At 72.3% G+C, this 26,410-nt stretch carries 27 protein-coding genes; 16 read left to right on the top strand and 11 right to left on the bottom strand.

Features of this window, described 5'->3' with window-relative positions:
* Positions 1–156 precede the first annotated feature (156 nt).
* Positions 157–1,425 carry a cytochrome P450 gene (locus NI25_RS17925; protein WP_061443413.1) on the top strand — a complete coding sequence of 423 codons (1,269 nt, stop codon included), beginning with the start codon at positions 157–159 and terminating at the stop codon, positions 1,423–1,425.
* Here the strand turns inward: NI25_RS17925 and NI25_RS17920 are convergent.
* The 4 genes from NI25_RS17920 to NI25_RS17905 form a co-directional block, all read right to left on the bottom strand.
* On the bottom strand, positions 1,408–1,674 hold the full coding sequence (locus NI25_RS17920; RefSeq protein ID WP_061443412.1) for a hypothetical protein: 267 nt from the start codon (positions 1,672–1,674) through the stop codon (positions 1,408–1,410). The two genes, NI25_RS17925 and NI25_RS17920, sit on opposite strands and share 18 nt — an antisense overlap.
* A 67-nt stretch (positions 1,675–1,741) precedes the next feature.
* On the bottom strand, positions 1,742–2,206 hold the full coding sequence (locus tag NI25_RS17915; RefSeq protein ID WP_061443411.1) for a cupin domain-containing protein: 465 nt from the start codon (positions 2,204–2,206) through the stop codon (positions 1,742–1,744).
* Positions 2,207–2,378: 172 nt separating this feature from the next.
* Positions 2,379–3,998 (bottom strand): ABC transporter permease, encoded by a 1,620-nt coding sequence (locus NI25_RS17910; RefSeq protein ID WP_061443410.1) that lies wholly within the window; start codon positions 3,996–3,998, stop codon positions 2,379–2,381.
* Complete coding sequence (locus tag NI25_RS17905) at positions 3,995–4,912, bottom strand: ABC transporter ATP-binding protein (RefSeq protein WP_061443409.1); 918 nt, start codon at positions 4,910–4,912, stop codon at positions 3,995–3,997. The genes NI25_RS17910 and NI25_RS17905 overlap by 4 nt, the downstream gene beginning before the upstream one ends.
* A gap of 88 nt (positions 4,913–5,000) precedes the next feature.
* Here NI25_RS17905 and NI25_RS17900 point away from each other — a divergent pair, with 88 nt between their 5' ends.
* Positions 5,001–5,501 (top strand): GbsR/MarR family transcriptional regulator, encoded by a 501-nt coding sequence (locus NI25_RS17900; RefSeq protein WP_199560947.1) that lies wholly within the window; start codon positions 5,001–5,003, stop codon positions 5,499–5,501.
* 199 nt (positions 5,502–5,700) lie between these two features.
* On the opposite strand, the gene NI25_RS17895 is transcribed toward NI25_RS17900, so the two are convergent.
* Positions 5,701–6,129, bottom strand: a complete 429-nt coding sequence (locus NI25_RS17895) for a DUF6086 family protein (protein WP_061443408.1) — start codon at positions 6,127–6,129, stop codon at positions 5,701–5,703.
* A gap of 79 nt (positions 6,130–6,208) precedes the next feature.
* Positions 6,209–7,105, bottom strand: a complete 897-nt coding sequence (locus NI25_RS17890; RefSeq protein ID WP_061443407.1) for a diacylglycerol kinase family protein — start codon at positions 7,103–7,105, stop codon at positions 6,209–6,211.
* Positions 7,106–7,290: 185 nt separating this feature from the next.
* Between NI25_RS17890 and NI25_RS17885 the strand changes: the two genes are divergently transcribed.
* The 5 genes from NI25_RS17885 to NI25_RS17865 all read left to right on the top strand — a co-directional run bounded on the left by NI25_RS17885 (position 7,291) and on the right by NI25_RS17865 (position 10,762).
* A complete protein-coding gene (locus NI25_RS17885) occupies positions 7,291–8,574 on the top strand; it encodes an adenylosuccinate synthase (protein ID WP_003975310.1) in 1,284 nt (427 codons plus the stop codon).
* 142 nt (positions 8,575–8,716) lie between these two features.
* Positions 8,717–9,208 carry a DUF3515 family protein gene (locus tag NI25_RS17880; protein WP_061443406.1) on the top strand — a complete coding sequence of 164 codons (492 nt, stop codon included), beginning with the start codon at positions 8,717–8,719 and terminating at the stop codon, positions 9,206–9,208.
* A gap of 59 nt (positions 9,209–9,267) precedes the next feature.
* The gene (locus NI25_RS17875; RefSeq protein WP_061443405.1) at positions 9,268–9,468 is read left to right on the top strand and encodes a hypothetical protein; all 201 of its coding nucleotides are present in this window, start codon (positions 9,268–9,270) and stop codon (positions 9,466–9,468) included.
* Between the two features lie 107 nt (positions 9,469–9,575).
* Positions 9,576–10,433 carry a sigma-70 family RNA polymerase sigma factor gene (locus NI25_RS17870; RefSeq protein ID WP_199561109.1) on the top strand — a complete coding sequence of 286 codons (858 nt, stop codon included), beginning with the start codon at positions 9,576–9,578 and terminating at the stop codon, positions 10,431–10,433.
* A 38-nt stretch (positions 10,434–10,471) separates the two neighbouring features.
* Positions 10,472–10,762 (top strand): hypothetical protein, encoded by a 291-nt coding sequence (locus NI25_RS17865; protein ID WP_061443403.1) that lies wholly within the window; start codon positions 10,472–10,474, stop codon positions 10,760–10,762.
* 11 nt (positions 10,763–10,773) lie between these two features.
* On the opposite strand, the gene NI25_RS17860 is transcribed toward NI25_RS17865, so the two are convergent.
* From NI25_RS17860 to NI25_RS17850, 3 genes are all read right to left on the bottom strand, one after another.
* Entirely contained in the window at positions 10,774–11,424 is a 651-nt protein-coding gene (locus NI25_RS17860) for a hypothetical protein (RefSeq protein ID WP_061443402.1), read from the bottom strand.
* Positions 11,425–11,550: 126 nt separating this feature from the next.
* On the bottom strand, positions 11,551–12,279 hold the full coding sequence (locus NI25_RS17855) for a GntR family transcriptional regulator (RefSeq protein WP_061443401.1): 729 nt from the start codon (positions 12,277–12,279) through the stop codon (positions 11,551–11,553).
* A 144-nt stretch (positions 12,280–12,423) separates the two neighbouring features.
* A complete protein-coding gene (locus tag NI25_RS17850) occupies positions 12,424–13,779 on the bottom strand; it encodes an aspartate aminotransferase family protein (protein ID WP_061443400.1) in 1,356 nt (451 codons plus the stop codon).
* A gap of 189 nt (positions 13,780–13,968) precedes the next feature.
* Here NI25_RS17850 and NI25_RS17845 point away from each other — a divergent pair, with 189 nt between their 5' ends.
* Positions 13,969–16,062, top strand: a complete 2,094-nt coding sequence (locus NI25_RS17845) for a serine/threonine-protein kinase (RefSeq protein ID WP_061443399.1) — start codon at positions 13,969–13,971, stop codon at positions 16,060–16,062.
* Between the two features lie 28 nt (positions 16,063–16,090).
* On the opposite strand, the gene NI25_RS17840 is transcribed toward NI25_RS17845, so the two are convergent.
* Complete coding sequence (locus tag NI25_RS17840; RefSeq protein ID WP_061443398.1) at positions 16,091–16,855, bottom strand: SLATT domain-containing protein; 765 nt, start codon at positions 16,853–16,855, stop codon at positions 16,091–16,093.
* A gap of 283 nt (positions 16,856–17,138) precedes the next feature.
* Here NI25_RS17840 and NI25_RS17835 point away from each other — a divergent pair, with 283 nt between their 5' ends.
* From NI25_RS17835 to NI25_RS17810, 6 genes are all read left to right on the top strand, one after another.
* Positions 17,139–17,486 (top strand): YbaB/EbfC family nucleoid-associated protein, encoded by a 348-nt coding sequence (locus NI25_RS17835; RefSeq protein WP_061443397.1) that lies wholly within the window; start codon positions 17,139–17,141, stop codon positions 17,484–17,486.
* An 85-nt stretch (positions 17,487–17,571) separates the two neighbouring features.
* Complete coding sequence (gene recR / locus NI25_RS17830; protein ID WP_031042987.1) at positions 17,572–18,171, top strand: recombination mediator RecR; 600 nt, start codon at positions 17,572–17,574, stop codon at positions 18,169–18,171.
* Positions 18,164–18,823 carry a DUF5063 domain-containing protein gene (locus NI25_RS17825; protein ID WP_061443396.1) on the top strand — a complete coding sequence of 220 codons (660 nt, stop codon included), beginning with the start codon at positions 18,164–18,166 and terminating at the stop codon, positions 18,821–18,823. The genes recR and NI25_RS17825 overlap by 8 nt, the downstream gene beginning before the upstream one ends.
* A gap of 61 nt (positions 18,824–18,884) precedes the next feature.
* The gene (locus NI25_RS17820; protein ID WP_061446965.1) at positions 18,885–19,697 is read left to right on the top strand and encodes a helix-turn-helix domain-containing protein; all 813 of its coding nucleotides are present in this window, start codon (positions 18,885–18,887) and stop codon (positions 19,695–19,697) included.
* Complete coding sequence (locus NI25_RS17815; protein ID WP_061443395.1) at positions 19,694–19,879, top strand: DUF397 domain-containing protein; 186 nt, start codon at positions 19,694–19,696, stop codon at positions 19,877–19,879. The genes NI25_RS17820 and NI25_RS17815 overlap by 4 nt, the downstream gene beginning before the upstream one ends.
* Positions 19,880–20,162: 283 nt before the next feature.
* Entirely contained in the window at positions 20,163–21,140 is a 978-nt protein-coding gene (locus NI25_RS17810) for a hypothetical protein (RefSeq protein ID WP_061443394.1), read from the top strand.
* Between the two features lie 72 nt (positions 21,141–21,212).
* Here the strand turns inward: NI25_RS17810 and NI25_RS17805 are convergent, their stop codons facing one another.
* Positions 21,213–23,411: a VCBS repeat-containing protein gene (locus tag NI25_RS17805; protein ID WP_148315134.1), complete on the bottom strand. Its 2,199-nt coding sequence runs from the start codon at positions 23,409–23,411 to the stop codon at positions 21,213–21,215.
* 275 nt (positions 23,412–23,686) lie between these two features.
* Between NI25_RS17805 and NI25_RS17800 the strand changes: the two genes are divergently transcribed.
* Complete coding sequence (locus NI25_RS17800) at positions 23,687–24,964, top strand: aspartate kinase (RefSeq protein WP_061443392.1); 1,278 nt, start codon at positions 23,687–23,689, stop codon at positions 24,962–24,964.
* Complete coding sequence (locus NI25_RS17795; protein ID WP_061443391.1) at positions 24,964–26,052, top strand: aspartate-semialdehyde dehydrogenase; 1,089 nt, start codon at positions 24,964–24,966, stop codon at positions 26,050–26,052. Before NI25_RS17800 ends, NI25_RS17795 begins: the two co-directional genes overlap by 1 nt.
* The last annotated feature ends 358 nt before the right edge of the window (positions 26,053–26,410 follow it).

The following is a 26,410-nucleotide window of genomic DNA, read 5'->3' as shown; positions in this document are numbered from 1 at the left end:
GCGGGGAGTCTCATTCCGTCGTACTCCGAATGTTTCGGAGAGGTTTCCGAAATATTGGTCAAGGAAGCTAAGGCTCCGGCGGCGCGAGGTCAAGACCCCTCACACGGGCGGTCGGCACTCTGGGCACAGGGGCGGTGGAGGTCCTACTGTCCGTCCATGACGGCTGCATCCGACTCCGCAACCGATCGCGCGTCCGACCCCGCGTCCGACCCCGCGTCCGGACCCGCGTTCGACCCCTGGGACCCGGCGTTCGTCGCCGACCCGTACCCGGCCTTCGCCGAGCTGCGGGCCCGGGGGCGCGTGCTCTACTACGAGCCGAGCGACCAGTGGCTGGTCCCGCACCACGCGGACGTCTCGGCGCTGCTGCGCGACCGCCGCCTCGGGCGGACCTACCAGCACCGTTTCACGCACGAGGAGTTCGGGCGGACCCCGCCCCCGCCGGAGCACGAGCCCTTCCACACGCTGAACGACCACGGCATGCTCGACCTGGAGCCGCCGGACCACACCCGTATCCGGCGCCTGGTGTCGAAGGCGTTCACGCCGCGCACGGTGGAGCGGCTGAGGCCGTACGTGCACGGCCTGGCGGACGACCTGGTGGCCCGGCTGGTGGCGGCGGGCGGCGGCGATCTGCTGACGGACGTGGCCGAGCCGCTGCCGGTCGCCGTGATCGCGGAGATGCTGGGCATCCCGGAGTCCGACCGGGCCCCGCTGCGCCCCTGGTCGGCGGACATCTGCGGGATGTACGAGCTGAACCCGTCCGAGGAGACGGCGGCGAAGGCGGTCCGGGCGTCGCTCGACTTCTCGGACTACCTGCGCACCCTCATCGCGGCCCGTCGCAAGGACCCCGGCGACGACCTGATCTCGGGACTGATCGCGGCGCACGACGAGGACGACGACCGCCTCACCGAGCAGGAGATGATCTCGACCTGCGTCCTGCTCCTGAACGCGGGGCACGAGGCCACGGTGAACGCGACCACCAACGGCTGGCTGGCCCTCTTCCGCCACCCCGGCCAGTTGGCGGCCCTGCGCGCCGACCACTCCCTCGTCCCGTCGGCCGTGGAGGAGCTGATGCGCTACGACACCCCGCTCCAGCTCTTCGAACGCTGGGTCCTGGACGAGGTCGAGATCGACGGGACGACCCTCCCGCGCGGCGCCGAGGTGGCGATGCTGTTCGGCTCCGCCAACCACGACCCGGCGGTCTTCGCCGACCCGGAACGCCTCGACCTCACCCGCCGGGACAACCCCCACATCTCCTTCAGCGCCGGCATCCACTACTGCATCGGCGCCCCGTTGGCCCGCATCGAGCTGGCGGCCTCCATGACGTCCCTGCTGGAGCGGGCCCCCGGCCTGCGCCTGGCGGCCGAACCGGAACGCAGGCCGAACTTCGTGATGCGCGGCCTGACGGGGCTACGCGTCGAACTGTGAGGTCCGGGGGCGCCGGCGCCGCCCCAGCAGCCAGGCGCCGAGCCCCCAGACCGCGGCGGGCACCACGGCCCCGGCGAGGAAGACGAACGGAAGCTCGGTGAGGACGGCGCCGAAGTCCTGCCCGTTGTTCTCGAACCCGTTGCCGAGGTGCCGCTGCGTGCGGCCCGAGGTGCCCCACAGCCACACGGCTCCCGCGGCGCCCGCCACCGACATGAGGCATCCGCCGTACGTCACCGTGTCTCGTTTCATGCAGCGGAGGACGTCATCGGCCCCTGCGGCGGTTTCCTCGCGGTGGCGCGGGAGGCGGACGGAGGTGCTACGCGTGGGGCGGGCCGTCCAGGAGGGTCACCCCGTACCGGGCGAGTCCGTCCACGTGGTCCAGGTCGTGCCGTGCGTCGGCGTGCCCGACCGAGCGGAAGTAGCCCTCGATCGCCCCCGGGTTGTTGATGACCAGCACCTCCGCCGTCGCGGTGAGCGGCTGGAAGGTGTGGGGGACCGACCGGGGGCCGAAGACGTAGGCACCGGGGCCGGCGTCGTGGACCTCGCAGGCGTCGAGCGAGGCCGAGCCGACCCAGAAGCGGAGGCGGCCGGACAGCACCACCCAGCTCTCGTCCTCGCGGCTGTGCACGTGCAGGGGCGGTGCGTCGGAGCGGCGCATGGTCAGCCGCACGACGCTGACGACCCCTCGGGTCTCGGTGTGGGACACGACTTGTTCTTGCACGCTGTCGTAGTAGCGGTAGTCGGTGCCTTGGCCGGGGTTGCGTACGAGCGCGACGCTCATGTGGGTGCTCCCCTTCTTCACGCACGGACGATGGCAGGGCCGACCGGCCGTGAACGCCGGCCGGTCGGCCTGTAGTTCATTGTTCAACTATTTCCGCCCTGCCGCCTCCGTGCAAGGGGTCGCGGGGATCTGTCCGGTTTCCGCCGCCCGGCCCGGACCCGCCCCGCGGACGTCACGTCAGGTCCCGCCGCCGCAGCCCGGCGAGCCCCGCCGCCACCAGTGCCCCCGCGATCAGGAGCAGCACCAGCACCGGCGGCCAGCTCATCTCCCCGCCCGGCAGCTTCGGCAGGTGCCCGTACGGCGACACGTCCAGCAAGGCCTGCGGCACGTCCAGGGCCGGCCCGACCCACCCCAGCAGCAGTACGGCGCCCGCGACGGCCCACGCGGCCACCGCCGCCCGGGGCAGCAGACCGTGCAGCAGCACCGCCGCGCCGCCGATCACCCACACTGCGGGCAACTGGACCAGGCACGCGCCCAGGACCGGTCCGAGGTCACGCCCGTACCCGGCGGCGAAACCGAGCCCGGCGAGCAGCATGATGAGGGCCGCGCCACCGAAGGCGATCACCAGGTGCCCCGCGGCCCACCGCAGCCGGCCCACCGCGCCCGCGAGCACCGGTTCCGCGCGCCCGGAGGTCTCCTCGCCTCCGAGCCGCAGCACCGAGGCCACGACGTACAGCGCGGCGATCAGCCCGAGCATGCCGACCATCGCCGACACGAACGCGTCGGTGAGCCCGGCCTGCCCGCCCATCCGCTCGATGATCTCGCGGGCCTGCTCGTTGTCCCCGACCAGATCGGCCGCGCCCTCCGTCATCCCGCCGTAGACGGCACCGGCGAGGAGGAACCCGGTGCTCCAGCCGAGGACGCTGCCCCGCTGCAGGCGCCAGGCCAGCGCACCGGCCGTACGCAGGCGCCCGACGGCCGGTCCCGGCCGGGTCGGCAGGAAGCTCATCCCGAGGTCCCGGCGTCCGGCCAGGGCGTAGGCCACCGCCCCCTGTGCGGCCGCCGCGCCCGCGAGCAGCAGCAGAACCCACCACCGCTCGTCCGCGAAGGCCCGCACGTTCTCCAGCCAGCCCAGCGGTGAGACCCGGGTCAGTACCGAGGAGCCGTCGTCCGTCCCCGAATCGCCCGCCGCCCGCAGCACGAAGGCGCCGCCCAGTACCGCCGCCGTCAGCCCCCGGGCCAGCCGCGCGCTCTCGGTGAGCTGGGCGACGATCGCCGCCGTGGTCGCGAAGAGCATCCCGACGGCCGCGACCCCGAGGCCGAGGGCGAGCGCGCCGGCCGCCCCCTGCCCGGCCAGTCCGGCGGCGACCAGCACGGCCAGGGCGGCGTTGGCGACCGCCGCCGCGAGCAGTGCCGCCGTCAGCGGGGCCCGGCGGCCGACCATGCCGGAGGCGACGACCTCCTGCCGTCCGCTCTCCTCCTCGTCGCGGGTGTGCCGTACGACGATCAGCAGGCTCATCACGGCGGCGAGCGCACCGGCGTACAGGCCGACGCGCCAGGCGGTGAGCGCGCCGAGGCTGTCGTCGAAGACGGGGCCGACCAGCGCCCGCAGCGAGGAGTTGGTCTCCATCTGCCGCATCAGGTCGGCGCGTTCGGCGGCGGTGCCGTACAGGCTCTCAAGGGTGCCCGGCATGGACAGCACCATGAGCGCGTTCACCCCGACCCACACGGGGATCAGTACGCGGTCGCGGCGCAGCGCGAAGCGGAGCAGCGTGCCGGTGCCGGCCAGTCGGCGCGAGCCGCCGGTGCGGGCCGCGAAGGCAGGGGCGGTGGCGTCGGCGGTGGCGGTCATCGTGCCGTCGCCTCCGCCCCGGACTCCGTGCCGTCGGCCTGGTAGTGCCGCAGGAACAGCTCCTCCAGCGTCGGCGGCGTCGACGTCAGCGACCGCACGCCGGTCTCGCTCAGCGACCTCAGGACGGCGTTCAGCTTGTCGGTGTCGACCTGGAGCCGGACGCGGTGCCCCCGGACGTCGAGGCCGTGGACGCCCGGCAGGCGGGCGAGCCCGTTCGGGGCGCCCGCGAGTTCGGCGGTGACGCTGGTCCGGGTCAGGTGGCGCAGGTCGGTGAGCGACCCGCTCTCGACGGTGCGCCCCTTGCGGATGATGCTGACCCGGTCGCACAGCTCCTCGACCTCGCTGAGGATGTGGGAGGAGAGCAGCACCGTCCGGCCGCGCTCGCGCTCCTCCTCCACGCAGCGCCGGAAGACCTCCTCCATCAGCGGGTCGAGCCCGGAGGTGGGTTCGTCGAGGATCAGCAGGTCGACGTCGGAGGCGAAGGCGGCCACCAGGGCCACCTTCTGGCGGTTGCCCTTGGAGTAGGTGCGGCCCTTCTTGGTCGGGTCGAGTTCGAAGCGTTCGACCAGTTCGGCGCGGCGCCGGGTGTCCAGTCCGCCGCGCAGGCGGCCGAAGAGGTCGATGACCTCGCCGCCGGAGAGGTTGCGCCACAGCGTCACGTCGCCGGGGACGTACGCGATCCGCCGGTGCACCTCCACCGCGTCCGCCCACGGGTCGCGGCCGAGCACCCGGGCGGCGCCCGAGTCGGCGCGCAGCAGGCCGAGCAGGACCCGGATGGTGGTGGACTTGCCGGCTCCGTTGGGCCCGAGGAACCCGTGGACCTCGCCGGTCCCGACCTCCAGGTCGAGGCCGTCCAGCGCGTGCGTGCGTCCGAACGCCTTGTGCAGTCCGGAGACGCTGATTGCCTTCGTCATGATTCGGAACGTACGCTACTTTCAGAAACTTGTGAAGTTAAGAAACCGTCAGGATGAGGGGCCGCGCCGGGTGAGGGATGATCGACGGATGACGACGGAACCAGCGGAGGCGGGGCGCGACCCCGAGGCGGTGTCCAAGTTCGTGGAGGGCTTCGCGGCCCAGCTCGTCGAGGCCGGGATGCAGCGCATGCCGGCCCGGGTCTTCGCCGCCCTGCTGGCCTCCGACTCGGGCTCACTGACCTCCGCGGAGCTCGGCGAGAGCCTTCGGGTCAGCCCGGCCGCCGTCTCCGGCGCCGTGCGCTACCTCTCCCAGCAGCACATGGTCGCGCGCGAACGCGAACCGGGCTCGCGCCGGGAGCGCTACCGGGTGCACAGCAACCAGTGGTACGAGGCGCTCACCAACCGCGAGGCCGTGCTCAAGCGCTGGGAGAGCGCCCTGCGCGAGGGCGTCGCCAGCCTCGGCCCCGACACCCCGGCGGGCCGGCGCATGGCCGAGACGCTCGCCTTCTTCGAGTTCGTGGACGGGGAGATCGCGGCGATGATGGAACGCTGGCGGGTGCACCGGGAGAAGACCTTCGGCGCCGGCTGACGGCGGGGCGGCTCAGGGCCTGTCCGGCGGATCATGCCCCGGACGCGGGGCATGGCACGCGCGTCCGCGGCGTTGTCGTCGGTTGCCGACGCTCCGCGTCGACGCCCTCCTCCGCCTTGCGGCTGCACGCACCAGACCCCGCTCACCGGCGTCGACGAGGTGCCGTGCCTGTCCTGCGACCTGATCCGCCGGACAGGCCCTAACGGGGCATGGCGCGTTCGACGGCCGCGGCCTGCTCGCGCAGGTGTTCCTCCCACTCCGAGTGCCGGTGAGCGGGTGCCGGCACCTGCACGTCGGCGCGCCCCTCCAGTCCGCCGTCCGCGCCGGCGTCCGGGAAGCGCACCTCGGCCCCCGCCCGGTTCGCGAGGGCCAGGGCCGTGACGACGAAGCCGCGGGCGAGGGTGTGGATGATCCGGTGCCGGGTGCCGTGGTGCCACTCCACCAGGGCGTTCACGAACCTCTCGTAGGCGCCGGTATCGATCTGGCACTCGTCGTTGATCATCTCGCTGACGCCCGACGGGGTGCCCAGCTCGACCTCGTACACGGCCACGTGTCGCAGGAACAGCCGCGCCGCCCCGTTGGACGGATTCCACAGCGTCTCGTCGCCCACGTCGAAGTACTGGCTCACGCGCCCCCCTGATCAGGTCCGACGGGGAGCGTAGGCGTCCGCCCCGGGCCCGCGCACGCCGTTTCCGCCCGTCGGCGCCCTACCCCGCCGGCAGCGTCAGCCCCCACGCCCCCTCCCGCGCCACCCACGTCCGCGTCCCCACCGGTCCGCACACCGCCGCGTCGGCCCGGTACCGGAAGTGCGCCCCCGACACGGTCACCGTCCGTCCGCTCGCCGTCAGCGGCGCGGCCTGCGCGCCCACCGACAGCGGCCGCGCCTCCACCACGGCCACCCCTCCGCCGCCCGGCATCACCGTCAGCGCCTCCACCGGCTGGTCCAGGTCCACCAGCGTCACCCCGTCCACCTCCACCCGCAGCCGGGCCGAACCCGCCATCCCCGGCGCCACGGCGGTGCGGGCCGGACGCGAGGACGCCAGCGTCCGTACGAGCGACTGACAGGTCCGCAGCCACGGGCGGAGCGGTCCCGCGCCGGGGTCCCCGTCCTCCCGCTCCGGGGCGGGGACCGGGCCCGGAGGAATCCCCACCGACCCCAGCACCACCCCGTCGCTGTCGTCGACGAGCAGGTCCAGGCGCCGTTCCGCCCCGTCGAGGACGGCCCGCGCCGCCGCCACCGCCCCCGTCGGCAGCCCCAGGGACCGGGCGAGAGCGAGCGCGGGGCCCACGGGCACCACCGACAGCGCACACCCCGCCAGCTCCCGCCGCCGGTGCAGCAGGGCCACGGCCCGCAGCAGGGCGCTGTCGTCGCCGATCACCACCGGGCGCCGCGAGCCACGCCGCCCGAGCGCCCGCGCGAACTCCTCCGGGCCGTCCGGCAGACACACCTTCGTGTGCGAAACACCCGCGCTGAGCACGTCTTTCGCGATCCGGACGGATTCCCCGTCCAGCCGGCGGGCGGCCGGATCGACGACCACCAGAAGCTGATCGGGCCTCGCGGAAGAGTTCGCGGAAGAGCTCGCGGAAGTCGCCACCTCGGCCATGCCTCACTTCCTCGGGTAGCATCTTTGTGCAAGAGCCCCTTGCGCTGTTGCGCCAGGGGCTTCGTCTATTCCGGGGCACCCGGTCCGACGGTTGGCGGCCAACGACGGTCGCGGTGTACGTGGCGGAAACCCGTCGCATACGCCCTCGACCATGGACATGCCCCGCCCGGAAGGGGTGTACGCGCGTGCCCGCACTTGTGCTGCTCGGTGCTCAGTGGGGTGACGAAGGCAAGGGAAAGGCGACGGACCTGCTCGGTGGTTCCGTCGACTACGTGGTGCGCTACCAGGGCGGCAACAACGCCGGCCACACGGTAGTCGTGGGCGACCAGAAGTACGCCCTCCACCTGCTCCCTTCCGGGATTCTCTCCCCCGGCTGCACGCCGGTCATCGGCAACGGCGTCGTCGTCGACCCGTCGGTCCTGTTCTCCGAGCTGAGCGGGCTGAACGAGCGCGGCGTCGACACGTCCAAGCTCCTGATCAGCGGCAACGCTCACATCATCACGCCGTACAACGTCACCGTCGACAAGGTGACGGAACGCTTCCTCGGCAAGCGCAAGATCGGCACCACCGGCCGCGGCATCGGCCCGACCTACGCCGACAAGATCAACCGCGTGGGCATCCGGGTCCAGGACCTCTACGACGAGTCGATCCTCACCCAGAAGGTCGAGGCGGCGCTCGACGTCAAGAACCAGATGCTCACCAAGCTCTACAACCGCCGCGCCATCGCCACCGGCCAGGTCGTCGAGGAGCTGCTGGGCTACGCCGACAAGCTCGCCCCGTACGTCGCCGACACCGTCCTGGTCCTCAACCAGGCCCTCGACGACGACAAGGTGGTCCTCTTCGAGGGCGGCCAGGGCACGCTCCTGGACATCGACCACGGCACGTACCCCTTCGTCACCTCGTCGAACCCGACCGCGGGCGGCGCCTGCACCGGCGCCGGCGTGGGCCCGACGAAGATCAGCCGGGTCATCGGCATCCTCAAGGCGTACACGACCCGCGTGGGCGCCGGTCCCTTCCCGACCGAGCTGTTCGACGAGGACGGCGAGGCCCTGCGCCGCATCGGCGGCGAGCGCGGCGTCACCACCGGCCGCGACCGGCGCTGCGGCTGGTTCGACGCGGTGATCGCCCGCTACGCCACCCGCGTCAACGGCCTCACCGACTTCTTCCTCACCAAGCTCGACGTCCTCACCGGCTGGGAGCAGATCCCGGTCTGCGTGGCCTACGAGATCGACGGCAAGCGCGTCGAGGAACTGCCGTACTCGCAGTCCGACTTCCACCACGCGAAGCCGGTCTACGAGACCCTGCCCGGCTGGAGCGAGGACATCACCAAGGCGAAGTCCTTCTCCGACCTGCCGAAGAACGCCCAGGCGTACGTCAAGGCGCTGGAGGAGATGTCCGGCGCCCCGATCTCCGCGATCGGCGTCGGCCCGGGCCGGGACGAGACGATCGAGATCAACTCGTTCCTCTAGGCCCCGCGGGCACACACCGGCGGCCGGGACCCCGCACCGGGGCCCCGGCCGTCGCCGTCGGGACGGCGGATACGCTGGCCGGAGCCGCCCTCCCGGCGGACGAACGGCACGAACGGCACGGACAGCACGGAGCGAGCGGAACATGCGGAAGCCCACCACCCGGACGTGGATCTGGCTGACCGCGGCGGTCGTCGTCGTGACCGGCGGTGCCTTCTACGTCGACGGCCACCGCGTCTCCGCCGCCCCGCACGCCGACGACCCCAAGTGCGACAAGGTGATCTCCCGCCTCCCGGACGACATACCCGGTGCCTCGCGCGACTGGGCCCTCGGGGACGGGGTGGCGTCCTGGGGCGGCCAGAAGGCGGTGTTCCGCTGCGGCGCCGAGGAACTGCAGCCCAACGTCAACCTCTGCGTCACCGCCGACGGCGTCGACTGGGTCCTGGACGAGGCCCGGCTCAAGCGGGACGGCGTGAGCGTCCTGCGGACGTACGGCCGCTCACCGGCCGTGGAGTTCACGTACTCCGGTCCCCGCGAGGAGGTCGGCGGCATCCTCGCCACCCTGGATCCCGCCGTGAAGTGGATCCCGCAGGAACGCCAGTGCATCGGCCTGGACGACGCCGCCACCGCCCTGTAGCCCTTCGTTCGGCCCCCTTGGCCGGGCGCCGCCGGGCTCGGTGGTGTCGGATCGGGGGCATGACCGACCGTGACCGCGCCGCCGTCTGCCAGGGCCCGTACGGCGGCGACAACGGCATCGACGACTGCGGCGACCCGGTCCGCTTCGAGGTCGCCCGGCACCTGCGGGCGCCGCTGCGGGTGTGCCCCGTCCACCTGGGACCGGCGCTGCTGCTGGCCGCCGGGGTGCTGTGGCCGCCGGGGATCATCCTGGTGGGGTGACGGGCCCTTGCGCAGGCGCGTACGCCGGGTGGTTGACTGGGGGACCCGCCCCCGGAGGGCCGGTGGACGCGGAAGGAACCCGTACGGTGCCCGGAAGACCCGACGACATGGCCCGGCAGTTCGAGCTGGACCGGCCCCGGCTGCGGGCGGTCGCGTACCGGATCCTCGGTTCGCTCAGCGAGGCGGACGACGCCCTTCAGGAGGCCTGGCTGCGGGCCGACCGGGCGGACACCTCCGGGGTGGACAACCCCTCGGGCTGGCTCACCACGGTCGTGGCGCGGGTCTGCCTCAACCTGCTGCGTACCCGCGACACCCGCCGCGAGGAGCCGCTGGACGACGGGGCCCGTACACGCGTGGCCGGTACCGGTGCGGACCCGGCCGAGGAGGCGCAGCTCGCCGAGGAGGTCGGGATCGCGCTGCTGATCGTGCTGGACACCCTCGGGCCCGCCGAGCGGCTCGCGTTCGTCCTGCACGACATGTTCGACGTGCCCTTCGACGACATCGCCGCCATGCTCGACAAGAGCCCCGCCGCCACCCGCCAGTTGGCCAGCCGCGCCCGCCGCCGGGTCCGGGGCGTCCCCGCGCCCGCCGCGGACCTGTCCCGCAGGCGCCGCGCGGTCGACGCCTACCTGGCGGCCACCCGCGGCGGGGACTTCGACGCGCTGGTGGCCCTGCTCCACCCGGACGTCGTGCTGCACGCCGACGCGGCGGTCGTCCCGACGCCCGAGCCCTTCGCCGTCCGCGGCGTGGAGCCGGTGGCCAGGGGCGCGATGGCCTCGATGGCACGCGCCCGGTTCACCGGCGCGGTCCTCGTGGACGGCCGGGTCGGCCTGGCGATGTCCGAGCACGGCAGGCTGCGCGTCGTCCTCCGCTTCGCCTTCGCCGCCGACGGCCGCATCACCGGCATCGACGTGATCGCCGAACCCGCTCGCCTGAACGAACTGGACATCACGGGCATAGGCTGAAGGCGTACACGTCGCGTCGGCAGAAGAAGGTGAGTGCGATGCGCGTGCTGCTCAAGGCGACGCTGGACACGGAGAAGGCGAACGAGGCGATCCGCAGCGGGAAGCTGCCCGAGGTGATCAGCCGGACGCTCGACCAGCTCAAGCCGGAGGCCGCCTACTTCGGGCCCCTCGGCGGCCGGCGGACGGCCCTGCTGGTCCTCGACATGCAGGACAGCTCGGAGCTGCCGCCGACCGGGGAGCCGTTCTTCACCGAGCTGAACGCCGAGGTCGAGGTCTCCCCGATCATGAACGCGGACGATCTGCGCAAGGGCCTGTCCCAGCTCGGCTGACCGGCGCCGGGTCAGCTGAAGACGATCATCGACCCCTGCGCCAGGCTCCGCGTCGCCGCCGCGTGCAGGCCAAGCCAGACGTGGCGCTCCCGGGCGAACGGGCTGGCGTCGTACGGCGCGGGCACCGCCGGTTCCTCCAGCTCCGTCGGGCCGAGCGGCGGTTGCGGCGGGGCCGGGGGGTTGGCCGGGTCGATGCCGAGGGCCGGGGCGACGGCCTCCAGTTCCCGCAGCAGGGTGTGCGAGGAGCCCAGGGGGCCGCCGCCCGCCAGGAGTTCGTCGTCGGCGAGCGGGTGCGGGAAGTCGACCGGGACGTAGGCGCCCGCGTGGTCGTAGTGCCACACCAGGTGGGACTGCTGCGCCGTCGACTCGAACATCTCCAGCAACTGCTCGTAGTCCCCGCCGAGTTCGTCCACCGGGGTCACCGGCAGACCGCACACCTGGAGGAGGTACGCCCGGCGCAGGAAGTGCAGCGCGTCGTAGTCGAAGCCGGCCACCGGCGCGACCTCGCCGGACAGGCCCGGCATGTACTGGTACACCGGCACCGGCGGCAGCCCGGCCTCGGCCAGCACCTTGTCGTATTGCGCGAGTTCCTCGGCGAACGGGTTGTCCGGCGTGTGGCACAAGACGTCGACGAGCGGTACCAGCCACAGGTCACAGGCCAAAAGAGGGCTCCTCACACAGGACGGTGGTCAGGGAAGCGTAGTCGGTGAGCGCGGGTGTGCGCCGGTGCGCGGTGCGTGCAGGTCCCATACCCATCTGGGGCCGGACCACGACACGTCCGGCGTCGGTCATCCGTCGGCGAGGCCCTCGGTGAGGCCTTCGGCGAAGTCCCCGGTGAGCTGCTCGATGAGGGTGAGCGAGTGGGTGTTGTACGCGTCGACGAGCGCGCGGGCGCCCGGAACGTCGCGGCGGGCGAGGGCGTCGACCAGTTCGGTGTGCCCGGACCACAGCGTGCCGCGCAGGTCGCTGAGCCGGCGCAGGTGCTGCACCGTGCACACCCAGCTCTGCACGCGCAGCCGGTGCAGGAAGTCGGAGAGGTAGGGGTTGCCGAAGAGGGCGGCCAGTTCGCGCCAGTAGCGCAGGTCGTAGCCGATCAGGACGGTCAGGTCCCCGGCCGCGGCGGCGCGCTGGGCCTCCTCGCCGCGCCGCCGGACCCCGGCGAGGGCGGCGGCGATGCGCGGGTCGCCGGGCTCCGGCAGGTCCGCGGCGAGGGCGAGGAACATCCCGTCGGTCACCATACTGCGGGCCTCGATCATGCCCCGGAAGTCGTCGACCGAGTACTCGTGGACCCGGAAGCCTCGGTGGTGGTCGGCGTCCAGGAGCCCCTGCGCCGACAGGTCGACCAGGGCCTCGCGCACCGGCGTCGCGGACACCCCGTACTGCTCGGCTATCTCCTTGACGGTGAACTCCTGCCCCGGCTGGAGCCGGCCGGCCAGCACCTCGTCGCGGAGCGCGTCGGCGATCTGCTGCCGCAGGGTGCTGCGCGTGACGGCACCGGTACCGCTGGGGCCGGGCATGATCGGGCGTCTCCTCGTCGCGTTCGGGGCGTCGCCGGAGGGCGCCGCCCGGGGGCGTGCTCGTACACGTGTCTACCGCTTGGCACATGTGTACCGCGTACGAGCACGCAACCCTACGCGCTCGGGGCTCCCGCCCCGCTCTGCCTACCGGGTGTACTCGTCCGCCACGGACAGTGCCGTGTCCAGCGCCGCGAGGCCCTCCTTCAGCTCCGCCTCGGTGATGTTGCACGGCGGGACCACGTGGGTGCGGTTCATGTTCACGAACGGCCACAGACCGTGGGCCTTGGCGGAGGCGGCGAACGCCGACATGGGCGCGGCCGTCTGCCCGGTCGCGTTGTACGGCACCAGCGGCTCCCGGGTCTCCCGGTCCTTCACCAGCTCCAGCGCCCAGAACATGCCGGTGCCGCGCACCTCGCCCACGCTCGGGTGGCGCTCGGCCAGCTCCCGCAGCGCCGGTTCGACGACCTCGGCGCCGAGCCGTGCGGCGTGCTCGACGACGCCCTCCTCCGCCATGACGTTGATCGTGGCCACGGCCGCGGCGCAGGCCAGCGGGTGTCCGGAGTAGGTCAGTCCGCCCGGGTAGGGCCGCTCGGCGAAGGTCGCGGCGATCTCGCCGGAGATCGCGACGCCGCCGAGGGGCACGTAGCCCGAGTTCACGCCCTTGGCGAAGGTCATCAGGTCGGGCACGACGTCGTACAGACCGGCCGCGAACCAGGTGCCGGTGCGTCCGAAACCGGCCATGACCTCGTCGAGCACGAAGACGATGCCGTACTTGTCGCAGATCTCGCGCACCCCGGCCAGGTAGCCGGCCGGCGGCATCATGATCCCCGCGGTGCCCGGGATCGTCTCCAGGATGATCGCGGCGATCGTCCCCGGACCCTCGAAGGCGATCGTCGTCTCCAGGTGCTCGAGCGCCCGCGCGCACTCCTGCTCCTCGGTCTCGGCGTAGAAGCGCGAGCGGTACGGGAACGGCGCCCAGAAGTGCACGACCCCGGCCGTGCCGCTGTCGGAGGCCCAGCGGCGCGGGTCACCGGTGACGTTGACCGCCTGCTGGGTGCCGCCGTGGTACGAGCGGTAGGCGGAGAGCACCTTGGGGCGGCCCGTGTGCAGCCGGGCCATGCGCAGGGCGTGCTCGACGGCGTCGGCGCCGCCGTTGGTGAAGAAGATCTTGTCCAGGTCGCCGGGTGTGCGCTCGGCGATGAGCCGGGCCGCCTCCGAGCGCGCCTCGACGGCGAACGCGGGCGCGAACGTCGTCATCCGCGCCGCCTGCTCCTGGATCGCGGCGACGACCTTGGGGTGCTGGTAGCCGATGTTGGTGTAGACGAGCCCGCTGGAGAAGTCGAGGTAGCGCTTGCCTTCGTAGTCCCAGAAGTACGACCCCTCGGCGCCGGCGACGGCGAGCGGGTCGATCAGCTCTTGCGCTGACCAGGAGTGGAAGACGTGCGCGCGGTCCGCGGCCTTCACGGCGGCGCCGGCCTGGGGGGAGGGCTCAGGGGTCATGCGGCCGAGGGTAGATGTCCGCGATGCGGAAACGGAATCGGCGTCCTGTCTGCGGTCGGAGGCTTTCCACGACAGGTTGTCGACGGGGCCGCTCCTGTTACGGAACCGTGGACAACGCCCGCGGTCCGCGCGACCGCCTCCGCACTATCCTCGCCCTGTTGTTCATGTGCGGGGGGAAGGCGGCGCGGCATGCGGAAACTGGGGGGCGGGGACCCACAGCACATCGGGGCCTACCGGCTGCTGGGGAGGCTGGGCGCGGGCGGCATGGGGCACGTCTACCTGGCCCGCTCGGACCGCGGGCGCACCGTCGCCGTGAAGCTGGTGCGCGAGGAGCTGGCCGCGCTGGAGGAGTTCCGGGAGCGGTTCCGGCAGGAGGTCGAGTCCGCGCGCCGGGTCGGCGGGCACTGGACGGCGCCCGTACTCGACGCGGACACCGAGGCCGCGGTGCCCTGGGTCGCCACCGGGTACGTCGCGGGGCCCAGCCTCCAGCAGGTCGTGGGGCACGACCACGGTGCGCTGCCGGAACGCTCGGTGCGCACGCTGGGCGCCGGTCTGGCACACGCGCTCCAGGACATCCACGCCGCCGGGATCGTCCACCGCGACCTCAAGCCGTCCAACGTCCTGGTCACCATCGACGGCCCCCGGGTCATCGACTTCGGCATCGCCCGCGCCCTGGAGACGGTGACCGACGGCGGCGTCACCCGTACCGGCGCGCTCGTCGGCTCGCCCGGCTTCATGGCGCCCGAGCAGGTGCGCGGCGACCGCGTCACGCCCGCGTGCGACGTCTTCTGTCTCGGCTCCGTCCTGGCCTACGCGGCCACGGGGAACCTGCCCTTCGGCAGTGCGAACAGCGGCGTGCACGCGCTGATGTTCCGCATCGCGCAGGAGGAGCCCGACCTGGAGGGCGTGCCCGAAGGCATCGCCGACCTCGTACGCGACTGCCTGAAGAAGGACCCCGCCGCGCGGCCCGGTCTCGCCGAGGTCCTGGAGCGCACGGGCGCACAGGACACGGTCACCGGCGGCCGCTCCCGCGACCCGTGGCTGCCCAGCGCCCTGGTGGCCCAGCTCGGCCGCCACGCGGTACGCCTTCTGGACACGGAGAACCCCGAGTCCCCAGGGGTCCCGGGGTCCCCGGGCGCGCCCGGGACCGCCGCACCGGGCCCCGGCGGCGGGGTGCGGGGCCACGCGGGGGTCGCTGGTGCGGCATCGGCCGGTGCGGCGCCTGGCGATGCGGGCGTCGCGAGCGCCGGTGGCGGAGCGTCCGGTGCTGCGGGGGCTGGTGGCCCGGCGCCTGGGGGTGCGGGGCCCGGCGGTGCGCCCGGCGGCCCGGCGTCCGGAGTACCCGGCGGTCCGGCGTCCGGTACTGCCGTAGCCGGGGGCACGGGTGCCGGTGACGCCGCCGTGGCCCCGGGAGACGGCTCGCCAGGTGGGCCGCCGCCCCCGCGCGAGCCGGGCAGTGGCACCCCGCTGAACCATCTGCCCACCCTCGTCGCCGGCCAGGGACCGCCGACGCCCCCGCCCGCCACTCACGCCCACTCCCATCCGTCCGCCCCGGGATACGGCCATGCCCAGGACCCGGCCTGGCCCTCGGCGCAGGCCGGGTACCAGCACCCCGGACACCAGCAGCCGTACGGCGGCGGCCTCGGCCCGACCCCGCCCCAGGGGCCCCCGCTCCCGTACGGCTTTCCGTACAACGCCCCGCCCGAGCCGCTCCGCAGCGCCCGCTCCACCGCGCTGCTGGTCGTCGTCGCCCTGGTCGTCGCGCTGGGCGCGGGCGGCACGGTCTACGCCCTGATGCGCGGGGACGGCGACGGCACCGCGGGCGGCGATCCGACGCCCACCCGGTCCACCGGTGCCCCGCAGGACCCCGGCACGTCCGACCCGGCGGGCCGGCCGCCCTCGACGGGCTCGACCGCTCCGGCCGCCGACGAGGGCGCGGTGCCGACCGCGTACGTGGGCGACTGGACGACCGCCATCGACAACGCCTCCGGCACCCACCCCCGGAGCCTGACCATCGCGCAGGGCGAGGTCGGCGACACGGTGATGACCCTCGTGGCGGACGGTCCGACGGACACCGGCAGCTACCACTGCGTGTTCGACGCGCCCCTCGCCGCCGAACCGAGTGCGGACGGCCCGCTGCGGCTCGGCCCGTCCCAGGTCAGGACCGGTCCGGCCACCAACTGTGCCCCGGGCGGGTCCACCACGGTCACCCTGCTGCCGGACGGCAGCCTGCAGCGCACCAACGACGACACGGGCGAGTCCCTGGTCTACACCCGCCAGTGAGCGAAGCCGCAGCACCCGTCGCCGACGGTCACCGGGGCTCCGGCGGGCGCTGGCGGGGCATGTTCGGACGGGTGCCGTTCTGCGGGGGGACGGCGAACCGCCCGGTGACCCCCGCGCCCCCGCCCTCCGGACGCGGCCCGTCCGCCACCGCGGCGGCGTGCGGTCCCAGGGGCGCCGGACCCGGACGGAAGCTCATCATCCAGTCCGACGTCTCCGCCCGCACCAGCTCCGTCACGTCCTCCGAGAACCGCCGCAGCACCAGCAGGCACCGCTCCGCGGCCTCGCTCGCCGTCCCCTCGGCCGGTCCCAGTACCTCCCGTACGCTCTCCGACGCCCAGTCGAACTGGAGCGCCTGGAGCCGGCGCTGCACCGCCTGTGCCGTGGCCACGTCCCGCATCCACCCGGACGTGACCCCGAAGTACCGGTCGCCCGCCACGCACGCCACCGCCCACAGCAGCGCCAGGTATCCCCAGCCCGCGACCCCGCCGCCCACCACGCCGAACAGGTCGAGCAGCGGCAGGGCCGCCCCGGCGACCGCACCCACCGCGGCCCCGCACCGCAGCAGCACGGCGCCGCGCCGCTTCCACACCCGGTCCGCGAGGTACCAGGCCGCCGTGTCCAGCGCGCCCTGCTCCACCCACCGGTACAGCTCGTCCAGCCGCTCGGCGGGCAGTGCCCAGTCCCCGAGGGGAAACGCCCGCCCGGTCAGGTCGCCCGGCAGCGGTCCGGCCGTCCTCTCGCCGTCCCGCCCGTACTGCGGCGGCCCCTCGGGCTGCATCTCCGGCTGACCCACCCGGCACTCCCTACTGCTCGCCACTGCTCGCCGTACCGCTTGCCGTCCGCGAGGACTCGTGCGCCGGAATCCTGCGCCGGAACGCCGCGCCGGAACCCTTCCTACCGCCCAATGGGTGGCGAAGAGCCGGGTTCCGCCGCTTTTCCGCCCGGAAGAGGGCGGTGATCAGGTATAGGGCGACGACGGCATCACTCGAAAGAGTGCTGGGGCGAGGGCCGCCCGGACCACGTAGGCTCGTGCCGAACGGCAAAACCGTCGTGACCGGACTTGATGGGAGCTGAACGTGATCCCCGGTGGTGGCCAGCCCAACATGCAGCAGCTGCTCCAGCAGGCCCAGAAGATGCAGCAGGACCTGGCGAAGGCCCAGGAGGAACTGGCGCAGACCGAGGTCGACGGCCAGGCGGGCGGCGGCCTGGTGAAGGCCACGGTCACCGGCTCCGGCGAGCTGCGCGGCCTGAAGATCGACCCGAAGGCGGTGGACCCGGAGGACACCGAGACCCTCGCCGACCTGGTCGTCGCGGCCGTCCAGGCGGCCAACGAGAACGCGCAGAACCTCCAGCAGCAGAAGCTCGGCCCGCTCGCCCAGGGGCTGGGCGGTGGCGGCACCGGCATCCCCGGCCTGCCGTTCTGAGCCGTCTCTCCGGTTCGCCTTTCTCCAACCGGCCGGAGCCATCTACCGTACGTAGTGCACGAACCTCAGGAAGGACGGCAGTCCGTTGTACGAAGGCGTGGTCCAGGACCTCATCGACGAACTCGGGCGGCTGCCCGGCGTCGGTCCCAAGAGCGCGCAGCGGATCGCCTTCCACGTCCTGCAGGCCGAGCCGACCGACGTACGGCGGCTCGCCCAGGCCCTCATGGAAGTGAAGGCCAAGGTCCGCTTCTGTGCGACCTGCGGAAACGTCGCGCAGGAGGAGCAGTGCAACATCTGCCGCGACACCCGGCGAGACCCGTCCGTCATCTGCGTGGTGGAGGAGCCGAAGGACGTCGTCGCCATCGAGCGCACCCGCGAGTTCCGCGGGCGCTACCACGTGCTCGGCGGCGCGATCAGCCCGATCGACGGGGTCGGCCCCGACGACCTGCGCATCCGTGAGCTGCTGGCCCGTCTGGCGGACGGCACGGTCACGGAGCTGATTCTGGCCACGGACCCGAATCTGGAGGGCGAGGCCACGGCCACGTACCTCGCCCGCATGATCAAGCCCATGGGCCTCAAGGTCACCCGCCTGGCCAGCGGCCTCCCAGTGGGTGGCGACCTGGAGTACGCGGACGAGGTGACCCTCGGCCGCGCCTTCGAGGGGAGACGACTCCTAGATGTCTGACGCCACGCTGCACGCGACCGACCAGAACCCGGACGACTTCGCGGTCCAGATCGCCGACCAGATCGAGAGCTTCCTGGTGGCCGTCACCGAGGTGGCGAAGGGCGACGAGCCGGACTCCGCCGTCCCCTTCCTCCTTCTGGAGGTCTCCCAGCTGATGCTGGCCGGGGGCCGCCTGGGCGCCCACGAGGACATCGTCCCCGACGAGCGCTACGAGCCCGACCCGGGCCCGGAGCAGGACGTGGACCAGCTCCGCGAGAACCTGGCCCGCATCCTCGACCCGATCGACGTCTACTCCGAGGTCTTCGACCCCTACGAGCCGCGCCGTGCCCCGGTCCCGGCCCGTATCTCCGACGACCTCACCGACGTCATCACCGACCTGCGCCACGGCATGGTCCACTACAAGGCCGGCCGCACCACGGAGGCCCTGTGGTGGTGGCAGTTCTCCTACTTCTCCAACTGGGGCTCCACCGCCTCCGCCACCCTGCGCGCCCTCCAGTCGGTCGTCGCCCACGTCCGCCTGAACCAGCCCCTGGAGGAGCTGGACGGCCTCGACACCGACCAGGAGCTGGGCGACGAGACCCTGGAGTCGGAGGCCGGGCGCGTCATGGTCCGGGAGATCGCGGGACCGCTGGGGCTGCGTCCGGTGAAGTAGGTCACGCACACCACCCCGATCGCCTACGCTCGGTAGCCACGAGCAGTCGGAGGTGGGCGCTGTGCCGAACCCGAACAACAACTCCCAGCCACCTGCGGCCTGGTGCTACAGCGGCAACCAGATCAAACGCTGGCGCACCCTGGCCAACGTCAGCCGCGAGGCCCTGGCCACCGCCGCCAACTACGCCCCCGAGACCATCTCGTCCATGGAACGCGGCGTACGGATGCCGTCCCCAAGGCTCTTGGACATCGCGGACGAACTGTGCGGCGCACAGGGCATGCTGAGCGCGGCGAAGGAGTACGTGCGCAGGGAACGGTACTCGGCGCGTGCGGTGGACTTCATCGAGCGGGAGCGCGAGGCGACGAGTCTGTGGACGTACGAAGTCGCGCTCGTCCCCGGGTTGTTGCAGACCCGGACTTACGCGCAGGCACTCATCGACAACCGCATCCCACCTCTGGACGAGGAGACGGTGGGGGAGCGAGTCGCCGCCCGAATGGAGCGACAGGCGATCCTCACCGAACCAAAGCCGCCGGTGGGATTGAGCTTCGTTCTCTACGAGGCGGTGCTGCGCAGCCCGTTGGTGGACGAGGCGCAACTGCAACGCCTGTTGGAGGTGTCCCGGCTGCGCAACGTCGTGTTGCAGGTGCTTCCCTTCGGGCAGGCGTTCAGCGATGCGCTGATGGGTCCCATGGTGCTCGTGGAGGGGCAGGATCACGAACGATTCGCCTTTATGGAGGGCGCGTTCGCCAGTGAGCTTTCGGCCGAACCAGGTGTTGTCAGCCGCGTGACCGAGCGGCTAAGCATGATCCGCACGCGGGCGCTCGATCCCGATGAGTCAGCCCGTTTCATCGAGCGGATGGTGAGTCAGCAGTGAGCGACCAGTTGAAGTGGTTCAAGTCGAGCTACAGCGACAACGAAGGTGGCAACTGCGTCGAGGTCGCGCGCTGCGGCGCGATACACGTCCGAGACTCCAAGTCCGCCCCCACGGGCCCCGAGTTCCAGGTCTCGGCCCCTGCCTGGGCGGCGTTCATCGCCGCAGTTCGGCCCGGAGCTTGAGCCCCGGGACCCGAGCTCTTCCCTTGGTTTTCTGGTCTGGTTGAAATACCCAACCAACCAAGTCTGAACGCGAGTTGATGCGTCGTACCTCGATAGGGTGACGTTCCGTGATCGGCTTGCGCCGGTGCGTGAAGCCGCCCTAGGTTCGCGGCAAACGACCACAAAGGTCGGCCCCGGCGGTGCGCCAACACCAATCCGGGACCTGACCGACGCATCGAAGGAACCAGCTCCGATGGTGGCTTCAACCAAGCCTAGTCCCGCCCTCCCCTCCCCGTCCCACCCGATGGCCAATCCGGGCTACGGAAAACGCCTCGCGGGCGACGAAGACCCGCACGCCGACCCGGACTTCGCACATCTGTCCCCGCGTGATGCCGAGATCGCCGTCTTCATCGACCACCTCGACGACGGCCACGCGATGGGCCACAAGGTGCTCGCGGCGGAGCACCCGCGCTACGGCCAGCAGGCGACGCGGTCGTCGCTGACCCGCATCACCGAAGCCGGCCACCTGCGCTGGATCAAGGAACACATCACCGTCGAGGACAACACCATGCGGTGGGTCACGCGGACGTACTGGTCGCGTACGTGCAGGTCGGCGGAGTGGTGGGCGGAGTTCGCGCGGCAGCGCAACGGCCGGATCGTGCCCGGTGACCTCCGCCCCGGCCTGGCCCGCACCGACGAGCCCGAGCTGCCCGAACCCGAGCCGCAGCCCGAGTCCGGCACGGACCCGGAGTCGAGTGCCCCGTACCTCACCCTCGCCGCGATCCGCGAAGCGGAACCCCGCATGCGCCTGTCCGAGGCCGACTGCCGGTCCCTCGCCGCCCTGGCCGAGGAATGGCTGACGCGGGGCGCGACACCCCAGGACATCACCCGCGCGGTGACCGACGGCCTTCCCGCGACCGTGAACAACCCGGGCGGCCTCGCCCGCAACCGACTGGAGAACAGGATGCCCCCGAAGAAGGCGAAGATCCGTCAGAAGGCGGCCCCGCGTCGGGCTCGGGTGACCCGCGCCGTGATGGCCTGCATGAGCTGCGACGCGGACGAGCGGACGACGGAGATCAGGGGCGGCATGTGCCCCGACTGCCGCGCCGAGTACGAGGCGGCCGTGGCGGCTGAGGAGGCCGGTCTGCTGGACGCCGGGTACGTGCCGGACACGTTCCTGGCCGCCCCCGACGCGGTGTACGAGGTTGTCGACGTCCCCCGCCGCGCGGCCGAGGTGCGCGCGGCGGCCGGCCTTCCGCCGAGGACGGGACACGCGCTGTGAGCGTGCGGGAGGCGCCGGCGGACTGACACCGACCCGGGACATGGCGCCCCCGGGCCGGTTGCCCGCTGCCGGTCAGAGCACCGCCGTGTGATCGGGGTACGTGTCGAGGACGGTGTCGCCCTTCCGGCTGCCGAAGGGTGCCCGCCAGTTGCCGGTGCCGGGGTAGTAGTACGTCTGGTCGTGGCCGTAGGCGTACAGGTCGGGGTGTCCGTCGTTGTCGGCGTCGCCGATGCCGACGATGTACTGGTAGGCGTTCCAGCCGCCGCCGATCCGGGTGCGGGGCGCGAAGGTGCCGTCGCCCTTGCCGAGGTAGAGCCACAGGACGCCGGCCTTGTCGCGGGCGATGAGGTCACCCGTCGCGGCGCCGCCGATGTCGCCCGTGGCCGTCAGCTTGTTGTAGACGCCCCAGCCGCCGCCGACCCGGGTGCGCTTGGCGAAGGGGGCGCGCCAGTCGCCGGTGCCCTTGTAGAGCCACAGGACGCCACTCTTGTCGGTGGCCAGGAGGTCGGCCCTGCCGTCGTCGGTGAGGTCGCTGCCCGCGGTGATCTTGTCGTAGACGCCCCAGCCGCCGCCGATGCGGCTGCGGGTGGCGAAGGTGCCGTCGCCCTTGCTCAGGTAGAGCCAGAGGACACCGGCCTTGTCGCGGGCGACCAGGTCGCCGTGTGCGGCGCCGCCCAGGTTGCCGGCCGCCTCGATCCGGTCGTAGGTGTTCCAGCCGCCGCCGACGAGTTTCTTGTCCCCGCTACGGGTCAGTGCCTTGTCCAGCGTCCTGTAGTGGGCGTCGGTGCGCCACAGGCGGCCCGACGGGTCGCGGGCCAGGAGGTCCGGGGTGCCGTTGTCCGTGTAGTCGTGCGGCGCGGGCTCGCGGACGACCTCGAAGGCGCCGGACGCGGTCAGGGTCGGGCCGATGCCGTTGCGCGGGAGGGCGGAGATCTCCCACGTGTAGTCGCCGTTGGGCGCCGTGGTCGAGAACCATTCGAGATCGCCCAGCCACTCGAAGGTGTAGCCCTCCGGCTCCGGCTGGTACACGAACGCCTGTGTGGACTTCCCGGTGCGCTTGTGGCGCAGTGTCACCTGCAAGTCCGCGTTGCCCCGCGACAGCGTCCAGTGCAGCTTGATCCGGCCGCCGTTGCGGTCGAGGCGGATCACGGCGGGGACGTCGTGGCCGACGAGCGTGAGTTTGGTCGGTTCGCCGGTGCTCGCGATCAGGTCCGCGGTCGGGGTGCCGTCGGCGTCGGTGGTGATGCGGTAGACGCCCTCGCCCTCGGCGACGGTGCCGCCGCGCACGTGCAGCACGCCGTCGGGGGAGGTCGCGGCGGACGTGAGGTGGTCCAGCAGCCTGGTGGTGGCCCCGGTCTTCAGGTTGCGTGCGGTCAGCGGGTGCAGGGAGCTTTTGTAGATGTCGGTGAGACCACCGGGGTCGCCGTACACCACGTGGTCGCCCTGGAGGCCCACCTCGATGTCGCGGGTGATCGCTCCGGGCACGAGTGCGATGTACTGGTCCGCGCCCGTGGCGCGGGTGCGGACCGCGATGCGGGGCCCTTCCGGGCGGTACTCGACCCATGCCACGTAATTGGGGGAAACGGCGATGTCCCCGTTGCCGCTCGGTTCGTCCCGCAGGCCGGTCTCCGTCACGGCGGCCGTGGCGAGGTCGATCAGGCCCCAGTACTTCTTGCCACCGCTGGTGTAGGTGATCAGGCCGTGCGTGGAGGTGCCGGGCGAGACCCGGCGGTTCGTCGCGTCGGCGGGGAGGCCGGTGACCGGGGTCCGGGTGCTGCCCTGGGTGTGCAGGAACAGGTCGGCGCCCTTGGGTGAGCTGCTGTCCGTGCGGAAGAGCGCCCGGCCGGCGGCACCCACGTACTCGAGACCGGCGGCCGGCTGGACGAAGAGGTCGTAGAGCGTCCGACCGGTGACCAGGTCACGCAGCTGCGCGGTGTCGCGGCGGGGCTGCACGGCCACCAGATCGCCGTAACCGGTGGCCTGCATGGGCAGGGTCTCCGACAGGTCGGTCACCCGGCCGTCCGAGGCCCGTACCCAGGCCCGGTCGTTCTTGGTGCGGTCCCAGGTCAGGTAGCCCGACGCGGTGACCGCCACGATCTGGTGATTCGGCGGGAAGAAGGCGGCCGAGGCCTGGTCGGCCGAGACCACCCCGTCCGTCGACGGGACGGCCACGGCCGACGGGGTCGGAAGGCCGACGACGCCGACGGTCGCGGCGAGAACGGCGGTGGCGGCGACGAAGAGCCGTCGGCGCACCGGACGGGCGTGTGACAAGGCGGTGATCCTCCCCGGAGCGCGGTGCACCACGCACCGCGGAAGATCAGACTCACCGCCGACCGGCGAGGTTGTGGCCCGACGGCCTTGTGAACGTGTGACACACCGCACTTTCCCGAGTGACCCGCCCCGCCCTGGGCATGAGCCAGCCTGAGCGAGTACCCGGGTCTCACCATGCGATACCGCAGGGGGGAAATCCGGACGCTCGGTAAAATGAGCCGACCGCAGTACATATACGTACGTGCGGAAAGAGACGGATTGAGCGAGGAGCGCACGTGGGCCTTGTCGTGCAGAAGTACGGAGGCTCCTCCGTAGCCGATGCCGAAGGCATCAAGCGCGTCGCCAAGCGAATCGTGGAAGCGAAGAAGAACGGCAACCAGGTGGTCGCCGTCGTTTCCGCGATGGGCGACACGACGGACGAGCTGATCGATCTCGCAGAGCAGGTTTCCCCGATTCCTGCCGGACGTGAACTCGACATGCTGCTGACCGCCGGAGAGCGTATCTCCATGGCGCTGCTGGCCATGGCGATCAAAAACCTGGGGCACGAGGCCCAGTCGTTCACCGGCAGCCAGGCCGGAGTCATCACCGACTCGGTCCACAACAAGGCCCGGATCATCGACGTCACGCCGGGGCGCATCCGCACCTCGGTGGACGAGGGCAACGTCGCCATCGTGGCCGGCTTCCAGGGCGTCAGCCAGGACAGCAAGGACATCACCACGCTGGGCCGCGGCGGCTCCGACACCACGGCCGTCGCCCTCGCCGCCGCGCTCGACGCGGACGTCTGCGAGATCTACACGGACGTCGACGGCGTGTTCACCGCCGACCCGCGCGTGGTGCCGAAGGCGAAGAAGATCGACTGGATCTCCTTCGAGGACATGCTGGAGCTCGCTGCCTCCGGCTCCAAGGTGCTGCTCCACCGTTGCGTGGAGTACGCCCGCCGGTACAACATCCCGATCCACGTGCGGTCCAGCTTCAGCGGACTGCAGGGCACGTGGGTCAGCAGCGAGCCGATCAAGCAAGGGGAAAAGCACGTGGAGCAGGCCCTCATCTCCGGAGTCGCGCACGACACCTCCGAGGCCAAGGTCACGGTTGTCGGCGTGCCCGACAAGCCGGGCGAGGCGGCCGCGATCTTCCGCGCCATCGCCGACGCCCAGGTCAACATCGACATGGTCGTGCAGAACGTGTCCGCCGCCTCCACCGGCCTGACGGACATCTCGTTCACGCTACCCAAGACCGAGGGCCGCAAGGCCATCGACGCGCTGGAGAAGAACCGCCCGGGCATCGGCTTCGACTCGCTGCGCTACGACGACCAGATCGGCAAGATCTCCCTGGTCGGCGCGGGGATGAAGAGCAACCCGGGCGTCACCGCCGACTTCTTCACCGCGCTCTCCGACGCCGGGGTGAACATCGAGCTCATCTCGACCTCCGAGATCCGTATCTCGGTCGTCACCCGCAAGGACGACGTGAACGAGGCCGTGCGCGCCGTGCACACCGCCTTCGGGCTCGATTCCGACCGCGACGAGGCCGTCGTCTACGGGGGCACCGGGCGCTGATGTCCGCCGCGGAAGGCACCGGCCCGGGCGGCGGCCGCACGGGCCGGCCCACGCTCGCCGTCGTGGGCGCGACCGGTGCCGTCGGCTCGGTCATGCTCCAGATCCTGTCCCAGCACGCGGACGTCTGGGGCGACATCCGCCTGATCGCCTCCCCGCGCTCGGCCGGCCGCAAGCTGGCCGTGCGCGGGGAGGAGGTCGAGGTCGTCGCGCTGAGCGAGGAGGCCTTCGACGGGGTCGACGTCGCCATGTTCGACGTGCCCGACGAGGTCTCCGCGCAGTGGGCGCCCGTCGCCGCCGCCAAGGGCGTGGTGGTGGTCGACAACTCGGGCGCGTTCCGGATGGACCCGGACGTGCCGCTCGTCGTGCCCGAGGTCAATCCGCACGCGGTGCGGATGCGGCCGCGCGGGATCGTCGCCAACCCGAACTGCACGACGCTGTCCATGATCGTGGCGCTGGGCGCGCTGCACGCCGAGTTCGGGCTGCGCGAGCTGGTCGTCTCGTCGTACCAGGCGGTCAGCGGGGCCGGGCGGGACGGTGTGGAGACGCTGCGCCGGCAGCTGTCGCTGGTGGCCGGCACCGAGCTGGGGACCCACCCCGGGGACGTACGGCGGGCCGTCGGCGACGACACCGGGCCGTTCCCGGAGCCGGTCGCGCTGAACGTCGTGCCGTGGGCAGGATCGCTGCGGGAGGACGGCTGGTCGTCGGAGGAGATGAAGGTGCGGGACGAGTCCCGCAAGATCCTCGGGCTGCCGAACCTCCCGGTCGCGGTGACGTGCGTACGGGTGCCGGTCGTCACCACGCACTCCCTGACCGTGCACGCGCGCTTCGAGGGCGAGGTCGGCGTCGAGGGGGCCCGGGAGATCCTGGCCACCGCGCCCGGCGTCGTCCTGTTCGACAACCCGGCCGCGGGGGAGTTCCCCACACCCGCCGACGCGGTCGGCACCGACCCGACCTGGGTCGGCCGGGTGCGCCGGGCCCTGGACGACCCGACCGCGCTCGAACTCTTCGTCTGCGGGGACAACCTGCGCAAGGGTGCCGCGCTGAACACCGCGCAGATCGCGGAGCTGGTGGCGGCCGAGTTCGCCTGACTCCCGGTCAACTCTGGATCGGTGGGGGGAAAAGCCCTGGCCGTCGTGGGTTTCGTTTGTAGGATCCGTGGACGAGATGTGATCCGGAAGTTGGTCCGGACTACTTGTACCGGGCACCCGTGCCGTCAGAGGATTTCCTCCCCGCCCTCCGCAACCGTGCGAGCGGCGGGGAGCGTCTTTGCGGTCACCCATTCGGGGCGCGGGGACGCGTGGGTCGGCGTGGGGACGCCGAGGACGGGCGTGGGGACGTTCGTTCACACGGGACATAGGGGAAGAGCGGACGATGACGGCCTATGACGCACCGTCAGGCGGGCGGCTGCCCGGGAGACTCCCCGGGCGGCCGCCCGGGCGGCTGGCA

The sequence above is a fragment of the Streptomyces sp. CCM_MD2014 genome (assembly GCF_000772045.1).
In the GTDB taxonomy this organism is placed as follows: Bacteria; Actinomycetota; Actinomycetes; order Streptomycetales; family Streptomycetaceae; genus Streptomyces; species Streptomyces salinarius.
Note: the sequence above shows the minus strand (reverse complement) of the source record. Positions and strands in the feature narration are given on the sequence as shown.